Raw genomic sequence first — 21,845 nt, forward strand, 5'->3', positions numbered from 1 at the left:
GAAACAGACAATTGTTCAACTTAATCAACAATTGCCTATATCTCAGACCCAAAAGCTTTGTTAGCTCAAAGCGTTGATGGCATAGTTGAGGTAGATGTTGGCTTCGCCAGCCGCGTCACCGCTCAGACCGTGATTGTCGCGCACGAATTCCAGAGCTGCAACATACCAGCTGGGAGACAGACCCAAAGCGCTGTTGAGTTCGCTCAAGCCAGCCACAACATATTCGTCGAGAGGGCCAGTACCACCGACTACGCAGCAGTAGCTGATAGTACGCAGGTAGTGGTCGATGTCCCGCACGCACTTGTTTTTGCCTTCTTGGGTAGAGGCATATTGGGGCCCTTGCATTTGAGTGGTGTAGGGGAATTTTTGATAGACGTGATTGGCTGCTGCTTCAGACCATTTTTTGCCATTGGCTGTGAAGGCTTGAGCTGCTTGCAGACCTGCTTGAGCGCGGTTGAAACGACCAAAAATAGCTTGGATTTCGGTGTTGCTCAAGTACGCGCCACGAGAGTCAGCTGCTGCGATTGCTTCGGTGAGAGGCGTTTTCATGATGGTTTTAAACTCCTAAATTGAGAGAAAAGACTTTAAAAAATCGATGGTTTATGCTAAAGGAATTCTACGCAACAGCGGCGGCTGCGCGATCGAAATAGCTAGCTACTTCAGACATCAAAGAGCTGCAATCGCCTTTGGTGATACCGTTAGAATTATTGGCGATCGCTAGAGCAGCATCTTTCATTTTTTGGATGCCGGAAGCAACCACATTACCAGGAGTGCCCAGCGCTTGGTAGGTTTCGCGCAAACCGTTCAAGCAGCGATCGTCCATCACGCTGGCATCGCCTGCTAGCACTGAATAGGTGACATAGCGCAGAATAAAGCCCAAGTCGCGAATACAAGCAGCTTGGTTGCGATTGTGGAAGCAAGCACCGCCAGCATTAAAAATTTGAGCATTTTCGGCAACTACAGCCCGATAAGCATTGGCAACGATCGTGGAAGAGTTGCCGGTGAGTCTGTTGACTGCATCTAAACGCTTGTTGCTGTCCGCAACCATCGCTGAAAGACCGTTGATCTCATCGCTAGAAAGGTAAGCACCTTTTTTGTCAGCTTGTTCAACTACTCTGGAAAAAGCGTCAAGCATTTTGTCAAGCTCTCCTAAGATTAATTAACTTTTATTCCTTTAGACAGTTAATTTACTGCCTTGATTTGAGACATTACAGCTTAAAAGTAAAAAAAATGGGTAGGAAATCGAGAAGAAATCGAGAACTTTTGATATGAGTAATAATTACTAAGTATTTGTACTTCGAGACATACTCAATCATACTTAGGAGCAATTTGTCAAGCTCATTAAACGCAAATGGATTTGAGTGAGATCGTGTCCGGTTGCATCGTTAGTGTAAAAGCGATCCGAGAAATTGTCTGTTGTCATCGTGGGTTAAATTTTTACCGCAGATGAGGATAGATAAACGCAGATAAACGCAGATAAGAGAGCGATTTTTTAAGCAATCGATGCTACCGGACATGATATGATATAGCGCTTTGTGACTGAGTGAAGTACAAAAGTAAATTGCCAATTACCTTTTTCCCCATTTGTACCTCACTCGGTTGAAACCCGCATTAACACAAAGTAAATGTTCTGTCAAGATGCAATCTCAGCCAATTGCAACCAGCGTTCAGTCGCAGCATCAATAGCTAGAGTCAAAGTTTCCACCTGCTGGTATAATTGGCGCACCTTAGTGACCTCTCCAGGAGGAGCATTGTAAAGCGCTTTTTGGGCCTCAGCTTTTTGGGTCTCCATCTGGGCAATCTTAGTTTCAAGCATCTCAAACTCGCGCTTTTCTTTAGAGGAAAGCTTGCGCGGTCTGTTATTATTAGATGCCTGTTCGCTAACTTTGGGGCGCGTTTCTTTAGGTTTTCCGTCAAGCTTGGGCGATGCGTCTTCTTCTGCCTTCTTGAAATCCAGATAAACGGAGTAGTTACCGGGATATTGGCGAATATTTCCTCCCGACTCTAAAGCAAAGATAGTGTCTACAGTGCGATCGAGAAAATAGCGATCGTGAGAAACTACAATTACACAACCGTTGAAATCTTCCAAATATTCTTCCAACACCGCCAACGTCTGCACATCCAAGTCATTCGTCGGTTCATCCAGAATCAGCACATTAGGCGCACTCATCAAAACTCGTAACAGAAACAGACGCCGTTTTTCACCGCCAGAAAGCTTATTAATGGGTGCATACTGCTGATTTCCAGGAAAAAGAAAACGCTCCAACATTTGCGAGGCGCTAATCTGAGTCCCATCGGAAATTTTGATAAATTCCCCTTCCTCTTTGATGTAGTCAATTACCCGCTGATTTTCGTTCATCGCCGCGAGCAATGCTTCAGAATGCTGGTCGAAATAGCCGATGTGAATTGTAGAACCAAGCTCAACACGACCTGAATCCGGTTGAACTAGATCTGTAATGATATCCATTAGAGTCGATTTCCCAGCACCGTTGCCACCAACGATCCCGATGCGGTCTTCTGGATTAAAATTGTAGGTGAAATTGTCGATCAAAGTGCGTCCGTCGTAGGCTTTAGAGATATTCACAATCTCGATAACTTTTTTGCCAATTCGACGCCCAGGGGTAGCTATATCAACTTTGCCTTGAACTTGTTTAAACTCAGTACCCTGCATATCGCGAATGCGTTCGATGCGGGCTTTTTGTTTCGTGCTGCGAGCTTTTGGCCCGCGCTTTAACCATTCCAATTCACGACGCAACACGCCTTGATGTTTGCGCTGACTGCTGACGGCAGATTCTTCAGAGAGGGCTTTCTTTTCCAGATAATAAGAGTAGTTCCCATCGTAGGTGTAGAGGTCGCCTCTATCAATTTCGACGATGCGATTAGTGACCCGATCGAGAAAATAGCGATCGTGCGTAATTAGCAAAATCGCGCCCCGAAAACGATTCAGGTAACTTTGCAACCACTCCACAGATAGGGCATCCAGATGGTTTGTCGGCTCATCCATCAGCAGCACATCTGGCTCAGAAAGTAAAGCTGCTGCTAGTGCAATCCGCTTGCGGTATCCTCCCGATAAACTGCCAATCCGAGCGTCGAAATCTTCGATCCCCAACTTGGTGAGGATAATTTTAGCATTAGTTTCTACTTCCCAAGCGCCAGTAGCATCCATGCGCTGCATGACAACAGATAGACGCGCCATCAGCTGGCTATCTTCTTGATCGTGCGCTAGTTTATCGGAAAGTTCCTCATACTCGCGGACTAAAGCCATTTGCTCGCCGCTGTCAGTAAAAATCTGCTCTAAAACCGTGCGATTTTCATCTAACTCCGGTTGCTGAGGCAAATAGACAATGCGAGTGCCAGAATTTACTAAAATTTGACCGCTGTCAATCGATTCTAGACCGGCAATCATCTTTAATAGAGTAGATTTGCCAGAACCGTTGGTGCCAATCAGTCCGACTTTATCGGTGGGATTGAGACTAAAGTTGGCATCTTTGAGGATTTCCTTAATCCCAAAGTCTTTTTTGACTGATTGCAGTGTAAAGATACTCATAATGCGATCGACAGTAGGGATACTTTTAGAGCGGGGTGTTTCCTAACCATGACATATATACTCAGCACGGTCACAGACAGAGCTTTTTTTATCCCTGTAGGGGCTTTCGCATTCCGTCAAAGATCTTTGGGTTCAACCAACAAATTATTCACGGAATGCTTCGCCCATTTATGCCCGTGCGAAGTATGGCTAGGGACTAGAGCGCCAGTCCATTAATCGCTGTTGACAAAAGTAATAAAGTGTGTATGCCTATACAGAACTTAGTCGGGCGAAGCATTCGGGCAAAAAAATAATGGAAGATCGCGATCGCCCCTACCCACACATCGGATTGTTTTTTGTCAATCTATTCTACTAGACTGGCGCTCTAGAGACTAGGGGCTAGGGGAAGAAGGGGCGTGTTTCAAGGGTTTGGTGGAATTAAGAACGTCCTAACTGCCGAGAAGGTTGCTATAATTGTCTGGCCTAAAACAAATCTTGAACTCAAATACATCTGTGCTTATCTGTGTTCATCCGTGGATATCTGTGGTAAAAAATATCCACACACCCACTTTTCGGTTAATATTTTAGTTTAAATCCTCCCGCACGACGCCCTCGATTTCCAGGATAAAGTCGGCTCCATAAACCTTTGATGGCGTCTGAAAACCCACATCCACCTGTCCTGTCAGGACATTTTGCGCGATCGCCAAAGCAGTCATAGCTGTTAGAGTATAACCTTCCGGGCCTTGTAGTCGAGAAACTAACTTTTTACCAGCATTGTCTTCTACCTCTCCCCACAGCAGGCTTCTACCCTGTCCCCGTTGGGCGTCGTTTGGCCCAGGCGGTTGTTTCTGAATCAGACGCTTCTGGAATTCTTGCACGGGGGGTAAGGCTAGCAACCAACCAATGTAGCGACTCAGAACCATCGCCTTGCGCGTGGAAGCGGAAAATGCCGCATAGACCTCAATGTCGGGAATCCCGGTGCTGTAGTAAGCTGTGGACACATCGCCCCAAGGAATTGTCGTGGCTTGGACTGGCCCTTGTCCAAAGTCTATGGTGCGAGTTTTCCAAGCTGTGGGAACGGGGGTGAGAACGCCGCCACGCCTCACCAAACCGCCTTTATTCTGACCTTCTACCATTGTGGTGGCGGTGCCTCGCGATATCCCCCCCAGCGCTTGAAAACCGAGCCTCAGTCGCGTGGCTGAGGGGAGGCGTCTTTTGAGGTGTGCGGCTAAGCAGTCGGAGGGGACGACATCGAAACCAACGCCAGGGAGAAGCATAACTCCTGCGGTTTTGGCTTCGGTATTGCGGGAAGCGATCGCCTCAAATACTCCGATTTCTCCAGTAATATCCAGATAGTGGGTTTTTGTCCGCAGACATCCATCCACCATCGGCTTAGAAGTCCGCGAAAATGGCCCAGCACAGTGCAGTACTGCTGGCACATCCGCCAAAGCTTCGTCTACGGCGGCTTCATCATCCAAAGAGAAGGCGCGATATTCCAAACTGAGTTCTGTTGCTAGCGGCGCAATCTTATCGGCATTTCGTGCAGCAAGGATGGGGCGAAGTCCGCGCTGTACTGCTAGTCTGGCAATCAGGGCACCAGTATAGCCGTTGGCACCGTATAACAAAAAGTTTGATGACATAATAATTACTGTAACTGTCTAACTTCTAGGATGGTCTTTCGGCTGGGCTTTGATATCATGTCCTTACGCATCGGTTACCTAAAAAATTCGTGCGCTCATTCTTATCTGCGTTAATCTGCGTTCATCTGTCTTCATCTGCGGTAAAATTTTAACCAACGATGACAACAGACAATTTGACGATATCACTCATGTACTAACGATGCAACCGGACTTGATATGATTTCAACTATCTACCACAATTATCGATTATATCGAGGAATTAAAAAATATGAACATCACCTTAAAACCAGAACAAGCAGAGTTAATCCAACAAAAACTCAACAGCGGTAAATACAACAATGCTGATGAAGTGATTACTGCGGCTTTAGAATTATTAGAGCGACGAGATCGAAAGGAGCGAACTTGGGTAGAACAAACACGGAAAAAAGTCGATGTAGCCATTGAGGAACTCAGAGGAGGGGAAGGAATTGATGGGGAGTTAGTGGTAACTCAGTTGCAAGAAAAATTACGCCAAGCGCGTCAGGGGCAAGCATGAGCCGTTACATCATTTCACCCTCTGCTAGCCGCGATCTCAACGAAATTATAGATTACTTTGCTAGTAGAAATGTGGAGGCAGGAGAGCGTTTACTCACAACTTTTGTCAAAAGATGTCAAAAGTTAATCAATTTTCCGATGATGGGACGCAGTTATGAAGATATTAGATCTGGTTTGCGGGGTGTACCTTTAGACGGGCATATCATTCTTTACCAAGTTACTGCTAACACTTTAGAAATTCTCCGGGCATGGTTCGCGCAATCTAAAAGAATTGTTTGACTCAGAAGAGGAGGATATTTAAACAAGGAATATTGGGTTGACAACCCCCGTGCGATCGCTCCCTCACAACCCTTTCTTTCTCACTTTTGAACAGCCTATTATTCTATCACCACATTGAGTCATAAACTGAGTCACTCCACAACTCCATCTATGGGAGCAACCAACAAGCGTGTGCGATCGCACTTTCCCTTTCCCCAAGCGATCGCACATTTTTAAGAACGGTAATATAAAAGTAGGTTCAAATTAAATCTAGTGTCAATTACGCTCAAGCAATTTATCAAAGCTATCACACCTGGCAAATCATCCTCTAGGGGGAAGCGCTCCAGTTCCGTGCATCCCCTCAAGCGGCTAATTGATTACGGGCAAGACTATCGCCAGGAAATTTGGCTGGCAACTGGCTGCTCAATCCTCAATAAAATCTTCGACCTGGCACCACCCGCCTTAATTGGCATCGCCGTGGATGTGGTGGTGAACCAAAAGGATTCCATAATTGCTCGTTGGGGTGTCAAAGATACCTTTGGGCAATTCTTAATTCTGTCCATCCTCACCGTCATTGTTTGGATACTCGAATCCGCATTTGAGTACGCCTACGCTCGTTTGTGGCGGAATCTGGCTCAGAAAATACAGCACGAATTGCGCCTAGATGCCTATAACCATATCCAAGAACTGGAAATCGCCTATTTTGAAGAGCGCAGCACGGGCGGGTTGATGTCTATCCTCAGCGATGATATCAACCAACTAGAACGTTTTTTGGATGTGGGAGCCAATGACCTAATCCAAGTTTCCGCAACGGTGATAATTATTGGCGGCGCTTTCTTTATCATGGCACCCAGCGTGGCGTGGATGGCGATGCTACCTATGCCGTTTATCATCTGGGGTTCCGTATATTATCAGGGACTACTTGCCCCTCGCTATGCCGATGTACGCGAAAAGGTGGGCCTCCTCAACAGTCGGTTGGCGAATAATCTGTCGGGAATGATGACGATTAAAAGCTATACGGCTGAGGAATACGAAGCAAGGCGTCTGGCGGTGGAAAGCGACGGTTATCGGCAAAGCAATCGCCGTGCGATCGCTCTTTCTGCTGCCTTTGTCCCCTTAATTCGGATGATCATTCTGGCAGGATTCACGGCATTGCTGCTTTATGGCGGCATGGAAGCGGTGAACGGCAAAATGTCTGTAGGTACTTACAGCGTATTAGTTTTCCTAATCCAGCGCTTGCTCTGGCCTTTGACAAGATTGGGAGATACATTTGACCAGTATCAACGGGCAATGGCATCTACCAATAGAGTGATGAATCTTTTGGACACACCAATTGCTATTGATACTGGAGATAGACCCTTGCCAGTCGGTCAGGTGCGGGGCGAGTTGATGCTGCGGGATGTGACTTTTGCCTACAATGGGCGCAAGCCAGTAATGGAGCATCTTTCCCTCCACATACCCGCCGGGGAAACGATCGCGATCGTCGGTTCCACTGGATCTGGGAAGAGTACATTGGTAAAATTGCTGTTGCGACTGTACGAGGTTCAAGCAGGCACAATTACCCTGGATGGCATAGAATTGCGGGAGCTAAAGCTAAAAGATTTGCGATCGTGTATCGGATTAGTCAGCCAGGATGTATTCTTATTTCATGGCACTGTGGCAGAAAATATTGCTTATGGTAGTTTTGATGCTACTTTTGAAGAAATAAGAGCGGCAGCTAAAATTGCCGAAGCTCACGACTTTATCATGCAACTGCCACAAGGTTATGACACCATTGTGGGTGAACGGGGGCAGAAGTTATCGGGCGGGCAAAGGCAGCGGGTTGCGATCGCACGAGCTGTTTTGAAAAATCCACCAATTCTGATTCTCGACGAGGCTACGTCGGCAGTGGATAATGAGACAGAAGCGGCTATCCAGCGATCTCTGGAACGAATTACCCAAAATCGGACTACGATCGCGATCGCCCATCGGCTCTCCACCGTCCGCAACGCCGATAGTATCTATGTGATGGAACATGGCAAATTAGTAGAATCGGGACGACATGAAGAACTGCTCCAGCAACAGGGGATTTATGCCAGCTTGTGGCGAGTGCAGTCGGGTTTGAAATAATATTGGCAACGACGGAAAGCAGACAATGGTAATGTTTGGTACTACCCAGTCAGATCGGGGTGAACACAGCTGGCGAAGCCAGTTAAACGAATTCGTCAAAGCAAATCAGCAAGAATTGGCTGCTTTAGCTTGGGGATTATTTGTGCAACGAGGAGAGAGCGACAATAATACTTTGGGGATCGATCTCGAACCAAAGCCGCATTTTATCTATTGTGCCAGACCAGCTATTGAGGCACTAAATCACAAAGTTGATAATCAGCTTCAGGAGATATTGGGAATTTTGGATGCTCATAATCCCAAGCAGGAAGTTCTCCTCATCGGCATAGGAAACGCTCAAATAAAGCTAGTTCAGTTTGAACCTGAACCTCCACCACCCATTTGCTTTGAGCAAGTTGCTACAGATGTGAATACATTGCTAGAACGGTTAGAGCAACGGATGTGCGAGCAGATTAAGTGCTGACTGAGGAATTTCAAATTTTAGATTGCAGATTGGAAAATTCAATCTTAAATTTGCTATTTAAAATCTGGAATTATCTCAACAACCTTGTGATTAATTAGACTCTTTTTTCAAGTCCATTACACAACCCCGTTCTCACCTAATATCATTGATGGGATAAGTTTAATATAATACTGGATCTCGCCAAATGCTATTCACAAAAATCAAGCGGCGTTACGTATTGGTTTTAGGGCCTTGGGCTTTATGGAGATTGGCTTGGTTTTTGTTGATTGTATTGCTTATTTACCCCATAAGTTATGGCATTTTTCGGTTTGCAATTGTCACACTTATTTTTCTAATTTGGCTGGGAGCGCTAATTTTATTATGGAATAAAAAGTCGATTCGATTCTTCTGCATTTCCTTAGCTTTAATCGTTAGCGCCATAGCTATTCTGCCAGGGTACAAAGCAGACGGAAAAAGGCTGCGCGAATCTTACATACAAGAACTCAATTACTATGAAGGAGTTACCTATATTTGGGGTGGCGAAAACAAATTTGGTATTGATTGTTCGGGTTTAGTTCGCCGAGGTTTAATTAATGCCGATGTAAAGCAGGGATTGATATCTTTTAATCCCAAACTAATTAGAGAAGGGATTTCTTTGTGGTGGTACGATGCTTCCGCAGAGGCTTTAGGAAAAGAATATCGAAATATCACAAAATTTCTGTATAAAGCTGACAGTATTAATCAGCTAGATTATACCAAAATCCAAAGAGGAGATATTGCAGTAACAACAGACGGAATTCATACCTTAGCTTATACAGGAAATAACATTTGGATTGAAGCAGACCCCATTTATAAAAAAGTAATGAAAGTTAAAGTACCCGAATTAAATAATCCTTGGTTCAACATTCCTGTTAACATATTAAAATGGCGACAATTTGGCACAGAATGAGAAGAAATTTGCTTCTGTTTCCTTAGCGACGAATTACTGAAAATCCCAGTCGCGACAAAGTTCTTCAGGAGGGCCGAATGGATAGACCGCACAGTTTATCCCGTCCTTACCATAATAATAACGACATACTTGACAAGGCTTAGTTTGTTCTAACTTTTGGAGCAAAACAGCCCAGTCTTTTTCAAGAGTAGCGCGGTATTTAGTCGCATCCGAGCGATCGGGATTAATCTGCAATGCTTGCTCAAAAGCAGCAAGGGCATCCTCGTAAAATCTGGTAATTTGTAAACCATATTTTGTCCAAGCATCAGCACGACATTCGTATAGCTTAATCAAGTTTAAGTTTAAAACGCCGTATTCCGTCCAGGCATCCGCAGAGGCGGCGTCAGCCCAATTTTTAGCATCCACCAGCACTCGTTTTACCGTGCCAATTAGTTCTCTCGCTTGCCAAGGTTTGCCAATGTATGCTTCTGCAAGTTTTATACCTCCGTAAAGAGCCAACTGTTGCACCTTGACTGTTAAAAATACTACGGGTATATTCCGGGTTTCGGGGTTAGCTTTGAGCAGACGACAAACATTGTAACCATCAATGCGGGGCATTACCACATCTAGTAACACGAGATCCGGACTGTTTCGCTGAATTTTTTCTAGTGCTTCGACGCCATCAGACGCCTGAATAACATTCAGTCCACTCCACGCTAGTTGGTGTGAGATGCACTCCCGCTGACTGCGAGAGTCTTCCACAACTAGAACTGTATTCATAACTGGCTACCTGGGTACTCTTTGCAGATCTCCCCAACACCCCTTTTTAAGGGGGGCTATTGCGTAAGGGTTGAGGGTTTTGGGTAATCTCCGCAGATTCGATTTGCGGTTGTTACATCCAAATTACCCACTTTTCCTCAATTTCCGATCATTTCCTCGGTAATTTCCCGGAAATGTCTGGTTACCTATCTGAAGTCTAAAATGTGCTGGGCGGTGATTTGCGGCTTTTCCAGGTGAGGGACGTGCCCGCAATCTGCGATCCAGATTAGTTTACTATGGGCGATCGCTTTCTCAAACTTCCCCGCATCAGCAGTACCCAAAATGCGATCGCGTTCCCCCCACAAAATCAAAGTCGGCTGTACAATTTGTGCCAGTTTCTCGCCAAAATATCCGTAACCGCCACTTTTGGTAAAAGCAATCAAAGCTTCACTCCACTGGGGCATTTCTAAATGTAATGCCGCACACCGTTGAGCATCTACGGAAGCCAACTTTTCGTCATGGTAAGCGTTTATACTAATCTTTTGACGAATTTTCGGATTACGCAAAAATGAAGTAGCCAGATAACCGACAGGTGGAAACAGAAACTTACCAATAGCAGGCGGCTTAGCAAAGCCAGCACTATCAATCAGTATCAACTTTTTGACTACTTGTGGGTAAGTAAGGGCGAAATCAATTGCAGCTGCGCCTCCCATCGAAGTCCCAACTAAAATAATCGGCTGCTCAATCAGAGTTTTCCAGAAATAGTATAGATGAGTCGCGATCGCACTTGGGCTGAACGGCAATCCTGCAACCCTTTCCGTAAACCCAAAACCCAGCAGATCGATCGCCCAAGTTTCGTTATTGGCGGCTAGAAGCGGCAGCAGGCGGCGAAACTCGAATATCGAACTATCAAAGCCGTGGAGTAACACGATCGGCCCTTCGCCCTCACCCTGACGAACGTAGGTGGTTGCGATCGATTGTTCGCTCAAGGGAGTTGCTACAGCCTGACGCTGGATGTTCTGAGCAAGAGCAATTGATGAGGGTTCTGTCAGTTGCTCGACTAAATACGGGAGAAAATTGGCAAACATGATTTTCAGTTTACCATAAAAGCGATCGCATCTCTCTTACAAAACAGCACTTCTTCAGTGCTGAGTCAGAATCTTCACTCAGCACTCAGCACTCAAAAAGCACTGTTTCACCGCTTTGCCGATATACATCACTGAAGTATCATCATTAATTCTTACTTTTACGACTCCTGTGCTTTTGAATTCTTTATAGCTAGCCCAATTTAGCTTTAAAGCTTCTCCAAACATATCAAAACCTTTGATATCTATATCTGTAAAGCTCCGTTCCTCCATTAAATCAGTAAGTTCCTCTGGTTTAATAAACTTTCTCCAATCGTGAACGCCTTGTTTAATTTCACGCAAGATATTTTCCATCAGCCAAATCATCACAAATTTAGATTTAAAATTTCTGTTGATTGTATCGAAGAAAAACAAACCATTTGGCTTCAAAATTCTGTTGATTTCTGAAATAACTTTGTTTAAATCGGCAATATGCTCCAAAACATCAACACATACCACTACATCAAATGTGTTGTCTTCATAAGGCATCTCTTCTGCCAATCCATACTTGTAGTCAATTTTGATTCCCCGCTTAACCGCGTGTTCTTGTGCTTTTTCTATACATTTAGCCGAGCGATCGATCCCTGATACTTCTACACCCCTATCTGCCATAAACTCGCAGGAAAACCCCCCGCCACACCCGACATCCAACGCTTTCAAACCCTGCCAATTTGGCACATAGCGATCGAAAAACTCAAACCGTGGCTTATTCAGATGATAAAGAGCATAAATCTTTGAATCTTCTTCCCACCAATTATTCGCATTCAAGTCATAAAATTCCAAGTCGTTTTTTTTCATTTTTCTCACTATTTTCTAGAAGTCTAATTTACGATCGCAGATTATCTTCCTAATATTCTACACTCTTCGTAGCGACTGACAAACAGGACTTACGCAAGATCCCCCAAATCTGGGGGATCTTGCGTAAGTCCTGTTCCCCCCAGATTTGGGTGGCTAGGAGGGCGAAACAAGAAATATTGCGTAAGTCTTGACAAATAAAAAAATATCCAACAACTTCTTGTGGGATGGGCGTCTCGCCCGTCCTACCCAGTTACAGGCGAGACGCTTTTGCCCCCCTAACCCCCCAAATCTGGGGGGGACATGACTTCTTCTCCCCCAGATTTGGGGGAGGGGGCAAGGGGGCAAGGGGGGCGTGAGTGCGTAAGTCCTGAATCCCTTAGTAGCAGTTGGCAAACAAATATGATGGAATCTAACTACCATGAAACCTAGACTGCGACATTGTTACGTCGGGACAACTTATCAAGAACTATGTCTGATTCAAAAACGAGCGAAAATCGGCTGCTTAATTGGCTTATTTTTGTTCTGGGTTTTATTTGTTGGTTTCTCTGTAAATAGCGATCTAAACCCCCTGCAAATTCTGATATTTTGTCTTTTCTTACTTTCTCCCTGCGTGGGAGTATTTATATTTGAAATTCAGCGATGGGATTGCCTTGAAATCAACGAAGTTGGGATTCGGTATCAAGGAGTTTGGAAACCCTTAAAAGTGTTTACCTGGAGAGAAGTGCTAAGTATTGAGTTGGGATGGGAACCCAATCGTATATGGTTACCCTCAGAGATTAGAGAAATTTGTATCTGGCTGTATTCCTCAGAATCTGCCAAACAAGAAAGGATAATATTTACAAGCAGACATCATAACCATAGGCAGGGCGTGAAGTTGCTGCTGGAAAAGATGAAACAGTATGACATTAGAGTTAAGCCTAACCCCGATCTGCTAGTGTGGCAGCAATGGGCAGAAGTTACTTAACGCAAGTTGCTAGTTACTTGCTTTCCGGGTACGTAGTTGCGATGCCGCGCTCTTATCCCAGTTGTAATAAGAGCGCGGCATCGCAACAACATACCCAGAAAGCAAGTAACTAGCAACTTGAATTAAATACATAAAAACTCATAATTCAATTTACACCGATAATAAACCACCTGTGAACTGAACGCTATTCTCAATCTCACGCAAAGAAGTCACTCCCTTGAGAGTAGCAACTAAATCTGGAGAGGGTAGAGGAGTGGAAAAGCTATTAGCCGCGAGAAAAATGTTCAAATTTCCATCAGATTTATTAAACAAATAGTTACTCAATGACCCTCCCAGCACGAGGGTATCTTTGCCAATCTCAAAGTTCTCAATCATCGCCAAATCAGCATCACCTCCACCTACATAAAAACTTCTAACAGGCGGGATTTTATTCTCTGTTTGTAACCGACCCAAAACGAATGTATCTTGACCGCTTCCGCCAATCAAAACATCGGCTTCGCTGACACCTAAACTATAAAAATCTAAACACTGCCCGCCGGTTGGAGTACCGCCAACAACGCATTGGCCGGGAGAAAGGTCTACTCCGTAAATCTCATCTTGCTGCCCAAAACCAATGACGGTATCGTTCCCATCGGTGCCGCTAAAAATACCCGATCTACTTTCAAATTCTCCATATTTGATGTAGTGTTCCAGTGCAGATCCAAAAGCACCAGCTTCTACTGCCGCTGCTACATCTGAATTATCTTGAAGATACCCGAATTCATTGAAATTTGTCCCAGAACGGCTTTCCGATCTTCCAAACTCTAGGTAGTGCGCCAGTCCAGACCTAAAAATACCAGATGCAACTGCTACTGCAACATCGGGGTTTTTTCGCAGATAAAACTCCTCATCAAACAACAGACTCGCTCTTCGACCTTCTGTTTCTCCAAATTCGATAAAGTGCTGCAAACCAGATTTGAAAGTGCCAGTTTGTACTGCTGCTATTATGTCGGGATTGCTTTGTAAATAAAATTGCTCGTCATAAAAAGGCGATACTTGAAACCGGCCTTCCATTAACCCAAACTGTTGAAAATGTGCTAAGCCAGATTGAAAAATACCTGCATCGACGGCAGCTTTAACATCCGGGTGATGGACTAGGTAAAAATCTTCGTTAAATACGGCAAAACTCACAATGACTCCTGAAAGCACACTACTAACGGAGTATAAATACAGTCAAACTTATAATTAATTCCGAAACAGTATCCCCAGAATGGAAGTTATTTTGGGAAAGAAGCGGCTCTTTCAGAGTTGCTATGCTTTTGTTCACTTAAGAAGATTTTTATTTCCTCTGCCCCTCTGCCCCTCTGCCCCTCTGCTCAAATAGCATAATAAGTACGGAAGAGGCGTAAGTTTCGTGCATACTGTACAGGGTACGATCTAGTAAAGAATCTATTCAACGTTATCCAAGTTTTTAACGTGGCCAGTCCCGATCGCAAACCATTACTATTAGACTTTGAAAAGCCCCTGGCGGAGCTAGAAACCCGCATTGACCAGATTCGCCAACTTGCTTCCGAGAATGGCGTGGATGTATCTGAGCAAATTCGCCAGCTAGAAGCACGTTCGGTGCAACTTCGTCACGAAATCTTTACCAGTTTGTCACCAGCTCAGCGGCTGCAACTGGCGCGTCATCCCCGCCGTCCCAGCACGCTAGACTATATTCAGGCGATTAGCGATGAATGGATGGAACTGCACGGCGATCGCGGCGGTAGCGACGATCCAGCCCTGGTAGGCGGTATTGCCAGCGTCTCTGGGCGTAGCGTGGTAATGCTAGGCCATCAAAAAGGCCGGGATACCAAGGACAACGTTCTCCGCAATTTTGGTATGGCTTCCCCAGGCGGGTATCGCAAAGCAATGCGGCTGATGGAACACGCCAACCGCTTTGGAATGCCTATTTTCACTTTTATTGACACTCCGGGTGCTTGGCCGGGTTCGGAGGCAGAAGAACTGGGTCAAGGAGAAGCGATCGCCTATAATTTGCGAGAGATGTTTGGCCTTGATGTTCCCATCCTTTGCACTGTCATCGGCGAAGGCGGTTCTGGCGGTGCTTTGGGTATTGGCGTAGGCGATCGACTGTTGATGTTTGAACATTCAGTTTATTATGTCGCCAGCCCAGAAGCCTGTGCTTCTATTCTCTGGAAAGATGCCTCCAAAGCCCCTCAAGCGGCAGAAGCACTCAAAATTACGGCTTGGGATCTCAAAAATCTCGGTATTCTAGACGAACTGTTGCCCGAACCGACTAGCGGAGCCCACTCCGAACCCCTCAAAGCTGCCGCTACCCTTAAGCAGGCTCTCCTGAACCATCTGGAAGAACTAACCCAGATGACAAGCCAACAGCGTCGCGAGTTGCGCTATCAAAAGTTTCGTCGCATTGGTGTTTTCACCGAAATATCAGCTTGAAATTTTGGATCTAACAATCCACTTTTGGAGTGATAGAATTATAAATGTTACAATTGTTTACATAGCTCTCATTTTGGGCTGGCTCTAGGTGGGCTGGGCGGCATAAGCGCAAAACGCCTGAAATGGGAGCTAGCACAAAGCGGTAAGGTCGTTTGCCAAAAGCAAATACCTTGAAGCGATGGGATGTTCCATCCAAGTGTCTAAAAATTTAATTAATGAGTGCTTCAACCGAAAAACGCGCCCTGATTACAGGAGCAAGCAGTGGAATTGGCAAGGCAACAGCTTTAGCATTTGCCGGGGCTGGAATTCACGTAGCGTTAGTCAGCCGTGACCTGGAAAAATTGACAGTGGTAGCCCAAAACGCGATCGCTGCTGGGGTAGAAGCGAAAGCTTACGCCCTAGACCTAGCGGATCTCGATCGGGTGAAAGATGAGATTAGCGCGATCGCGGCTGACTTTGGCCCGATTGACATTCTTGTCAACAATGCTGGCATGGGGTACACCGCTGATTTGAGCGAAACGCCCCTCTCTGACTGGCAGAGGGTAATTGACCTTAATCTCACCAGCGTTTTTCAGTGCATACAGGGAATACTACCTATGATGCGCGATCGCCACTCTGGGACAATTATCAACGTTGCCTCAATAGCTGGCAAACAAGTCTTTCCTGGCTGGGGAGCCTACTGCGTCAGCAAGTTTGGCTTGATGGCTTTATCCAAAACCCTCGCAGCAGAAGAACGCTCTAGCGGAATTCGCGTCACAGCTATCTGTCCTGGCTCGGTCAATACCCCGATTTGGGATACAGATACAGTTCGCGTTAACTTTGACCGCTCAGCTATGTTAACCCCTGAAATCGTCGCGCAGTCAATTCTACAGACGGCGCTGCTACCAGAACAAGCAGTAATTGAAGAGTTAACCCTCGTGGCTAGCGCTGGAACCCTTTAGGTTGCTGCCTCTCTGTTGACCTTAACCCGATTGCAATACATTAATAAAGGCCGATCATGACTACCGCTTCCTCCAAAGGCTCCAATAGTTCTACCTCTCTTTCCGTCAGTTCCAATGGGATTTTGAATGTCCCGACTCGGCCCGATCGCAACACGCTGAACGGTCGTGAACCCAACTTGCACCCGCCTACGGAAGAAACCAACGAGCAAATGATGGACGCCGTGCGGACGCTCCTGTTGGGAGTGGGAGAAGATCCGGAGCGGGAAGGCTTACTCAAGACGCCCAAGCGAGTCGCAGAGGCGATGCGGTTTCTCACCAGTGGCTACAATCAGTCCCTAGAAGAACTCGTCAACGACGCCATCTTTGATGAAGGCCACAACGAGATGGTTCTTGTCCGGGATATCAATTTCTTTAGCCTCTGCGAACATCATATGCTGCCGTTTATGGGCAGGGCTCACGTCGCCTATATTCCCAACCAAAGAGTGGTGGGACTGAGCAAGCTGGCGCGGATTGTAGAAATGTATGGCCGTCGTTTGCAAGTGCAGGAACGCCTGACTCGTCAGATTGCCGAAGCAGTTCAGACTATTTTGGAGCCGAAGGGAGTCGCTGTCGTGATGGAGGCCACCCATATGTGCATGGTGATGCGTGGTGTCCAAAAGCCCGGTTCTTGGACTGTCACCAGTGCAATGTTGGGTATATTCCAGGATGAGCAAAAAACTCGCGAAGAGTTCCTCAACTTGATTCGCCATCAACCAGCGTTTTTCTAATCCCTAGTTTCTCAAACAACTGAGCTACTTTATCTAAGTCTTTATCTCTAGGGGATAGCTCGACGCCGCTGGATAGATCGATACCACTGGGATGAACCTGACTGAGGGCGTCCAATACATTGTCTGGTGTTAAGCCACCGGCAAGAAACCAAGGTAATTTGGGTAGAAACTGCCGCAGTGTAGCCCAATCGAGTGTTTTGCCGGTGCCGCCTAGCTGAGTGGGATGGTAGGCGTCAAGCAGAAGTGTATCAACTGCGCTGGTGTAGGCGTCTGTCTGGATTAAAGACTCTGGTGTCTGCACTCTGTGGGCTTTAATTAGCTCGACGGTTGGTAAAAACTGGCGTAGCTGATGGCAGAATTCGGGGGATTCATTGCCGTGCAATTGAACGCCATTTAATCGAGCGGATGTAACTATTTGACAAATTAGCTCAATAGTGGTATTAGCAAATACGCCAATGCGATCGACATCCACCGATAATTGCTCTACCACTGCCCGGATTTGTGCTGGGGTGACGTAGCGGGGAGATGTGGGGACACAGATAAAGCCTAGCGCGGTTGCTCCCAGACGCGCGATCGCATCTCCCTGTTCCGGTTTCGTAATTCCGCAAATCTTAACCCGCATTCAGCCTACTCCGTCGCTGCCAGTTGTACATTTGTATCAAAATTTGGCAATTATGTTAACTCTTAAAACAGATTCTTGTTATTTTTTAACGGCTTTCTATAATTTTTGTTGTTGTTTAGTCAAGCAGGAAAAAGATTTTGCTTAACTTAACTTTACTTGCGGCGGTGCAGTCTACGGTTCCTGCAACACCAGCATGGACTCCGGCTGTAGGATTAGTAATGATTTTATGCAACCTACTTGCCATTGCTATAGGTCGCTTTGCCATCAAAAATCCGGGTATTGGCCCAGATCTTCCCGTTGGCAAGCCCGCGCTGTTTAGGAATTTTAACTTGCCGGAATTGCTCGCCACAATGAGTTTTGGACACATTATTGGCACCGGGGTCATTCTGGGACTGACTAACGCGGGTGTCCTTTAAAAGGCGATCGTTTCTCAATCTCAGCTGTGAGATGGATAGCTGAGTGGGAGAATAAAAGTGTAAGTTTCTCAATTTAGGAGAAAAAACCGTGATTAACTCGATAATTCTAGGCGTACAGTCTACCGTTCCTAGCACACCAGCTTGGTCTCCCACTATTGGCCTTGTGATGATTATTTGCAATATCCTTGGGCTTGTTATTGTCCGCTTTGCTACCCAAGACCGGGGAAGCAAACCCCCTTCGCCCATACCCACACTTGGTCTTCCCCAATTACTAGCGGGTACAAGCTTTGGTCATATCCTGGGCGCTGGCGTCATTTTGGGATTGACCAACGTTGGAGCTATTTAACTGAATCGGCGTAAGTCCCCCACTATAATGGATACTCCGATTTAGTGGTAGGTACTTCACCTAATTCACCTCTTAGTCCCGCGCTGTCTTATCCCCCCTTTTTGTCGGTATCTGGGGGGATGATAGTGTGGGATAGCAATCATCTTTCTCAAAATAGACTATACTTATGTTGAGAAGAAAGAAAATTAAATTGCCTAGACTAAAGCACTTCAGACTAAAAGAACCAATTAATTTTCTATGCAGTTCTCAGACTTTTACAATTTGTAGAAAAGGATTACGTTAAATTGGCTCGTCAATATGCGAGTAAAGGAAATTTTTTATGCAGGCTGGGTGGCGAATTGGGTCTATATTTGGAATTCCGGTGTACATTGACCCCTCATGGCTAATTATTTTAGCTATTTTCACTTTTGCCAATGGCCGGGATTTGCAACTAGGTTACCCCCAATGGGGGCTGTTGATGGCCTGGGGGATAGGCTTTTTGATGGCTATACTGCTGTTTGGCTCGGTACTCTTACATGAGTTAGGCCACAGTTTAGTGGCGCGATCGCAGGGCATTAAGGTCAGCTCTATTACGCTGTTTCTGTTTGGGGGGATTGCTTCAATTGACCGAGAATCTAAAACGCCGGGATTAGCGTTTCAAGTGGCGATCGCAGGCCCAGCCGTTAGTATAACCCTGTTCGCACTACTGGGCGTGCTGACTTACCTTTTGCCACAGTCGAGTCCAGCAGAAGTTTTAGTAGCAGATTTAGCTAGCATCAACTTGGTTTTAGCCCTGTTTAACCTTATTCCGGGCCTTCCTTTGGATGGAGGGCAGATTTTGAAAGCAGCGGTATGGAAGATTAAGGGCGATCGCTTTCAAGGTATCCATTGGGCAGCTCGCACGGGACAAGTGCTAGGATGGTCGGCAATTATCTTGAGTGCGATCGCCTTCCTAAACACCAGAGATCCCGGTACACTCTGGATTGCCCTACTCGGCTGGTTTGTCTTGCGGAATGCCAGCGCTTACGACCAAATAACCAACGTTCAAGAAATTTTGTTGCAGCTAACAGCCGCAGACGCAATGACGAGCGAATTTCGCGTCATCGATGCAGACATGAAGCTGCGGCTGTTTGCAGATAATTACCTCCTAGAAAGCACCCAGCAGCAGGTCTACTTCGCTGCTTCTGACGGTCGCTATCGCGGTTTAGTCTCAGTTGAGGAGTTCCGTTCGGTAGAACGCAGTCGCTGGGAAACTGACACGGTTTATAGTATTGTCAAGCCTCTTAATGCGATCGATACCGTTGAAGAAAAGACGCCTTTGGTGGAAGCGATCAACCGCATGGAAACCGACAAATTACCTAGAATCACAGTGCTTTCACCCGCAGGCACTGTCGCAGGTATCATCGATAGGGGTGATATTGTCCGGGCAATGGCCGAAAAGCTGAAGGTAAAAATATCGGAAGCGCAAATTAAGCGGATCAAAGAAGAGGGTAGCTATCCTCCAGGATTGCCAATTCCTGCTCTAGCCGAAGCAGCAGTAGAGTCACTACCAACACAAAAAAATCAATCGCTATCGGCTTCAAAGTAGTTTTCTGCGATTTCTCCAAGCTGTCGTGGCTATTTAGGCGCTAACGTCAAGTGAATTAATTAGGAGAAGTTAGCCTATTCAATTTGTTCGTTCTATATTATATATACGCTTCTGCTTCTAATCAAGAGGTAATAAGAATGGCCTTTTTTTTCATAGTGCCACTGGCTATTGTCCTGGTAGCTGTCTATATCTTTAAGAATTCCGCAGACGAGAAATTTTGACTCATGCTAACTAAAAAGCTTGATTTATCAAATGCGCCTTATATCCCCAACTATACCGTTAGGTATAGTTGGGGATATAAGGCGGGCTAGCAGCGCGGTCAAGAGTTTGTCATAATAGCTTGCCATTCCACCTCTGATAAGGGTTGCATTACTAGCCGAGCATCGAAACAGCGCTCGGCGGCAACACTCAGAGCATCTATAACAGTTTGAAACAAAGCTTCTGTGCGATCGGGAATAGGTTTGTCTGCTGGCGGCGGTGCAGCAGAATCAAACACCTGAGCGAAAAAAGCGTCATCTGGCTGCAAACGCATTGAACCATGCTGCAAAATAGCATTGCCGCGACAAAGTTGAGCGCTGCCAATTAACTTGCAATTATTAGCCGATACTAAATCGGCACCTGTGGCGGTGCCAAAACAGTTGGGGTTGTGAATATAACCGCGCCCAGCATTACCGTAGTGTAACTCCACGCCGAGCTTGAGCCAACCAGCAATCAAAAACTCACAAAGAGTTTGATAAACCTGGGTGCGACTACCAGTTAATCCAGAAGTAACGACAGCGTAAGTTAAATCTCCTTGGTGCAGCACAGCACGTCCACCAGTAGGACGCCTCACCAATTCTACCCGCTGTCCTTGCCAAGTCAGGTGACGCCAAAATTCGGGCCACCGACGCTGATGATATCCTAGAGAAATTGCTGGTGGCGACCAGGTGTAAAACCGCAAAGTAGGAGGATGCAAACCTTTGCGGTGCTGTTCTAGCAACCAAAGATCGATCGCCATTTGCACCCTACCTGGAGCTGAAAGCAGCGGAATTAGACGCCAAGAATTAGTCATTTGTCAATACTCAATAGTCATTTGTTCATAGTTCATGGTTCATAGCAATGACCAATGACCGATGACCAATGACCGATGACTATTGACCAAATTGCTCCTGCAAGAGTTCGTCGTTGTTATCTGCGATCGTAGCCACAATTGTGATGGTGCGGGAGACTTCGCCAGGGGAAAGCTCAGCCACAGTACGACTTGATATCACAACCACTCGATCGTTGACAATTGCGAAACGAGCCTCAAAAGTTTCAGCGCCGTTCATTTCTAGAAGCTTACGCATTAATTGCAGTTCGTCTTTAGCAGGTAGCCCCAGCACTGAAGACCAAACCGTCAAAGTGTCATCATCCGTCGAACCAGTGAGCTGTACAAACACCTCAACACTACCATACTTAAACTTCCACAGATGACCAACCTCAGTCTGACTGACCATCGCGCTGTCTTCCTGTGCCATGCTGGAGATGACGGTTTGAATCACCTCCACATAATTGACTCCCGTTGCTTCCTGTAGTAGCTTGTCTACTACCTCGTTGCTAGATAAGGTTTGAGTAGCAACTGTTTCCGCATCTGGCTGGTAAGTCGTCATAAAATATTTCTGTTTGCGCTTCGTTGGGATATGTCTGAACCAA

Annotated in this window: 23 protein-coding genes; 12 read left to right on the forward strand and 11 right to left on the reverse strand. The window is 46.0% G+C overall.

Going from position 1 to position 21,845, the window contains the following annotated elements; translation table 11 throughout:
- Positions 1-60: 60 nt before the first annotated feature.
- From LAY41_RS03660 to LAY41_RS03675, 4 genes are all read right to left on the reverse strand, one after another.
- On the reverse strand, positions 61-549 hold the full coding sequence (locus LAY41_RS03660; protein ID WP_249065824.1) for a globin family protein: 489 nt from the start codon (positions 547-549) through the stop codon (positions 61-63).
- Between the two features lie 67 nt (positions 550-616).
- The gene (locus tag LAY41_RS03665; protein ID WP_249094211.1) at positions 617-1,135 is read right to left on the reverse strand and encodes a globin family protein; all 519 of its coding nucleotides are present in this window, start codon (positions 1,133-1,135) and stop codon (positions 617-619) included.
- A gap of 498 nt (positions 1,136-1,633) precedes the next feature.
- Entirely contained in the window at positions 1,634-3,547 is a 1,914-nt protein-coding gene (locus LAY41_RS03670; RefSeq protein ID WP_249094214.1) for an ABC-F family ATP-binding cassette domain-containing protein, read from the reverse strand.
- A gap of 563 nt (positions 3,548-4,110) precedes the next feature.
- The gene (locus LAY41_RS03675) at positions 4,111-5,166 is read right to left on the reverse strand and encodes a saccharopine dehydrogenase family protein (protein WP_249094216.1); all 1,056 of its coding nucleotides are present in this window, start codon (positions 5,164-5,166) and stop codon (positions 4,111-4,113) included.
- A 268-nt stretch (positions 5,167-5,434) separates the two neighbouring features.
- Here LAY41_RS03675 and LAY41_RS03680 point away from each other — a divergent pair, with 268 nt between their 5' ends.
- From LAY41_RS03680 to LAY41_RS03700, 5 genes are all read left to right on the forward strand, one after another.
- Positions 5,435-5,701, forward strand: a complete 267-nt coding sequence (locus tag LAY41_RS03680) for a ribbon-helix-helix domain-containing protein (RefSeq protein ID WP_249094219.1) — start codon at positions 5,435-5,437, stop codon at positions 5,699-5,701.
- The gene (locus LAY41_RS03685; RefSeq protein ID WP_249094221.1) at positions 5,698-5,979 is read left to right on the forward strand and encodes a type II toxin-antitoxin system RelE/ParE family toxin; all 282 of its coding nucleotides are present in this window, start codon (positions 5,698-5,700) and stop codon (positions 5,977-5,979) included. Before LAY41_RS03680 ends, LAY41_RS03685 begins: the two co-directional genes overlap by 4 nt.
- 330 nt (positions 5,980-6,309) lie before the next feature.
- Positions 6,310-8,067, forward strand: coding sequence for an ABC transporter ATP-binding protein (locus LAY41_RS03690; RefSeq protein WP_249094677.1), 1,758 nt, complete (start codon positions 6,310-6,312; stop codon positions 8,065-8,067).
- A 31-nt stretch (positions 8,068-8,098) separates the two neighbouring features.
- Positions 8,099-8,527, forward strand: coding sequence for a beta-carboxysome assembly chaperone CcmS (gene ccmS, locus LAY41_RS03695; RefSeq protein ID WP_338022923.1), 429 nt, complete (start codon positions 8,099-8,101; stop codon positions 8,525-8,527).
- A 184-nt stretch (positions 8,528-8,711) separates the two neighbouring features.
- Positions 8,712-9,455 (forward strand): NlpC/P60 family protein, encoded by a 744-nt coding sequence (locus LAY41_RS03700; protein ID WP_249094225.1) that lies wholly within the window; start codon positions 8,712-8,714, stop codon positions 9,453-9,455.
- A 33-nt stretch (positions 9,456-9,488) separates the two neighbouring features.
- On the opposite strand, the gene LAY41_RS03705 is transcribed toward LAY41_RS03700, so the two are convergent.
- The 3 genes from LAY41_RS03705 to ubiG all read right to left on the reverse strand — a co-directional run bounded on the left by LAY41_RS03705 (position 9,489) and on the right by ubiG (position 12,115).
- Entirely contained in the window at positions 9,489-10,214 is a 726-nt protein-coding gene (locus tag LAY41_RS03705; RefSeq protein WP_249094227.1) for a response regulator, read from the reverse strand.
- 185 nt (positions 10,215-10,399) lie between these two features.
- Complete coding sequence (locus LAY41_RS03710) at positions 10,400-11,281, reverse strand: alpha/beta fold hydrolase (protein WP_249094230.1); 882 nt, start codon at positions 11,279-11,281, stop codon at positions 10,400-10,402.
- A gap of 78 nt (positions 11,282-11,359) precedes the next feature.
- Positions 11,360-12,115 (reverse strand): bifunctional 2-polyprenyl-6-hydroxyphenol methylase/3-demethylubiquinol 3-O-methyltransferase UbiG, encoded by a 756-nt coding sequence (ubiG, locus tag LAY41_RS03715; RefSeq protein WP_249094232.1) that lies wholly within the window; start codon positions 12,113-12,115, stop codon positions 11,360-11,362.
- Positions 12,116-12,533: 418 nt separating this feature from the next.
- Here ubiG and LAY41_RS03720 point away from each other — a divergent pair, with 418 nt between their 5' ends.
- Positions 12,534-13,079, forward strand: a complete 546-nt coding sequence (locus tag LAY41_RS03720) for a hypothetical protein (RefSeq protein ID WP_249094234.1) — start codon at positions 12,534-12,536, stop codon at positions 13,077-13,079.
- 150 nt (positions 13,080-13,229) lie between these two features.
- Here the strand turns inward: LAY41_RS03720 and LAY41_RS03725 are convergent, their stop codons facing one another.
- Positions 13,230-14,249: a hypothetical protein gene (locus LAY41_RS03725; RefSeq protein WP_249094236.1), complete on the reverse strand. Its 1,020-nt coding sequence runs from the start codon at positions 14,247-14,249 to the stop codon at positions 13,230-13,232.
- A 285-nt stretch (positions 14,250-14,534) separates the two neighbouring features.
- On the opposite strand from LAY41_RS03725, the gene LAY41_RS03730 reads away from it, so the two are divergent.
- The 3 genes from LAY41_RS03730 to folE all read left to right on the forward strand — a co-directional run bounded on the left by LAY41_RS03730 (position 14,535) and on the right by folE (position 17,223).
- On the forward strand, positions 14,535-15,515 hold the full coding sequence (locus tag LAY41_RS03730) for an acetyl-CoA carboxylase carboxyltransferase subunit alpha (RefSeq protein WP_249094239.1): 981 nt from the start codon (positions 14,535-14,537) through the stop codon (positions 15,513-15,515).
- 215 nt (positions 15,516-15,730) lie between these two features.
- Entirely contained in the window at positions 15,731-16,456 is a 726-nt protein-coding gene (locus tag LAY41_RS03735) for an SDR family oxidoreductase (protein WP_249094242.1), read from the forward strand.
- 56 nt (positions 16,457-16,512) lie between these two features.
- Entirely contained in the window at positions 16,513-17,223 is a 711-nt protein-coding gene (folE, locus tag LAY41_RS03740) for a GTP cyclohydrolase I FolE (protein ID WP_249094244.1), read from the forward strand.
- Here the strand turns inward: folE and LAY41_RS03745 are convergent.
- Complete coding sequence (locus LAY41_RS03745; RefSeq protein WP_249094247.1) at positions 17,189-17,845, reverse strand: phosphoribosylanthranilate isomerase; 657 nt, start codon at positions 17,843-17,845, stop codon at positions 17,189-17,191. The two genes, folE and LAY41_RS03745, sit on opposite strands and share 35 nt — an antisense overlap.
- Before the next feature lie 137 nt (positions 17,846-17,982).
- Between LAY41_RS03745 and psaK (LAY41_RS03750) the strand changes: the two genes are divergently transcribed.
- The 3 genes from psaK (LAY41_RS03750) to LAY41_RS03760 all read left to right on the forward strand — a co-directional run bounded on the left by psaK (LAY41_RS03750) (position 17,983) and on the right by LAY41_RS03760 (position 20,174).
- Positions 17,983-18,261: a photosystem I reaction center subunit PsaK gene (gene psaK / locus LAY41_RS03750; protein ID WP_249094249.1), complete on the forward strand. Its 279-nt coding sequence runs from the start codon at positions 17,983-17,985 to the stop codon at positions 18,259-18,261.
- A gap of 88 nt (positions 18,262-18,349) precedes the next feature.
- The gene (gene psaK, locus LAY41_RS03755; protein WP_249094251.1) at positions 18,350-18,607 is read left to right on the forward strand and encodes a photosystem I reaction center subunit PsaK; all 258 of its coding nucleotides are present in this window, start codon (positions 18,350-18,352) and stop codon (positions 18,605-18,607) included.
- 319 nt (positions 18,608-18,926) lie between these two features.
- On the forward strand, positions 18,927-20,174 hold the full coding sequence (locus LAY41_RS03760) for a site-2 protease family protein (RefSeq protein WP_249094253.1): 1,248 nt from the start codon (positions 18,927-18,929) through the stop codon (positions 20,172-20,174).
- A 319-nt stretch (positions 20,175-20,493) separates the two neighbouring features.
- Here LAY41_RS03760 and LAY41_RS03765 read toward each other — a convergent pair whose 3' ends face one another.
- Together LAY41_RS03765 and LAY41_RS03770 are read right to left on the reverse strand one after the other, a co-directional pair.
- Positions 20,494-21,225, reverse strand: coding sequence for a lipoate--protein ligase family protein (locus LAY41_RS03765; RefSeq protein ID WP_249094255.1), 732 nt, complete (start codon positions 21,223-21,225; stop codon positions 20,494-20,496).
- 79 nt (positions 21,226-21,304) lie between these two features.
- A complete protein-coding gene (locus LAY41_RS03770; RefSeq protein ID WP_249094257.1) occupies positions 21,305-21,802 on the reverse strand; it encodes a YbjN domain-containing protein in 498 nt (165 codons plus the stop codon).
- Positions 21,803-21,845 lie beyond the last annotated feature (43 nt).

The organism is Argonema galeatum A003/A1, assembly GCF_023333595.1.
GTDB lineage: Bacteria > Cyanobacteriota > Cyanobacteriia > Cyanobacteriales > Aerosakkonemataceae > Argonema > Argonema galeatum.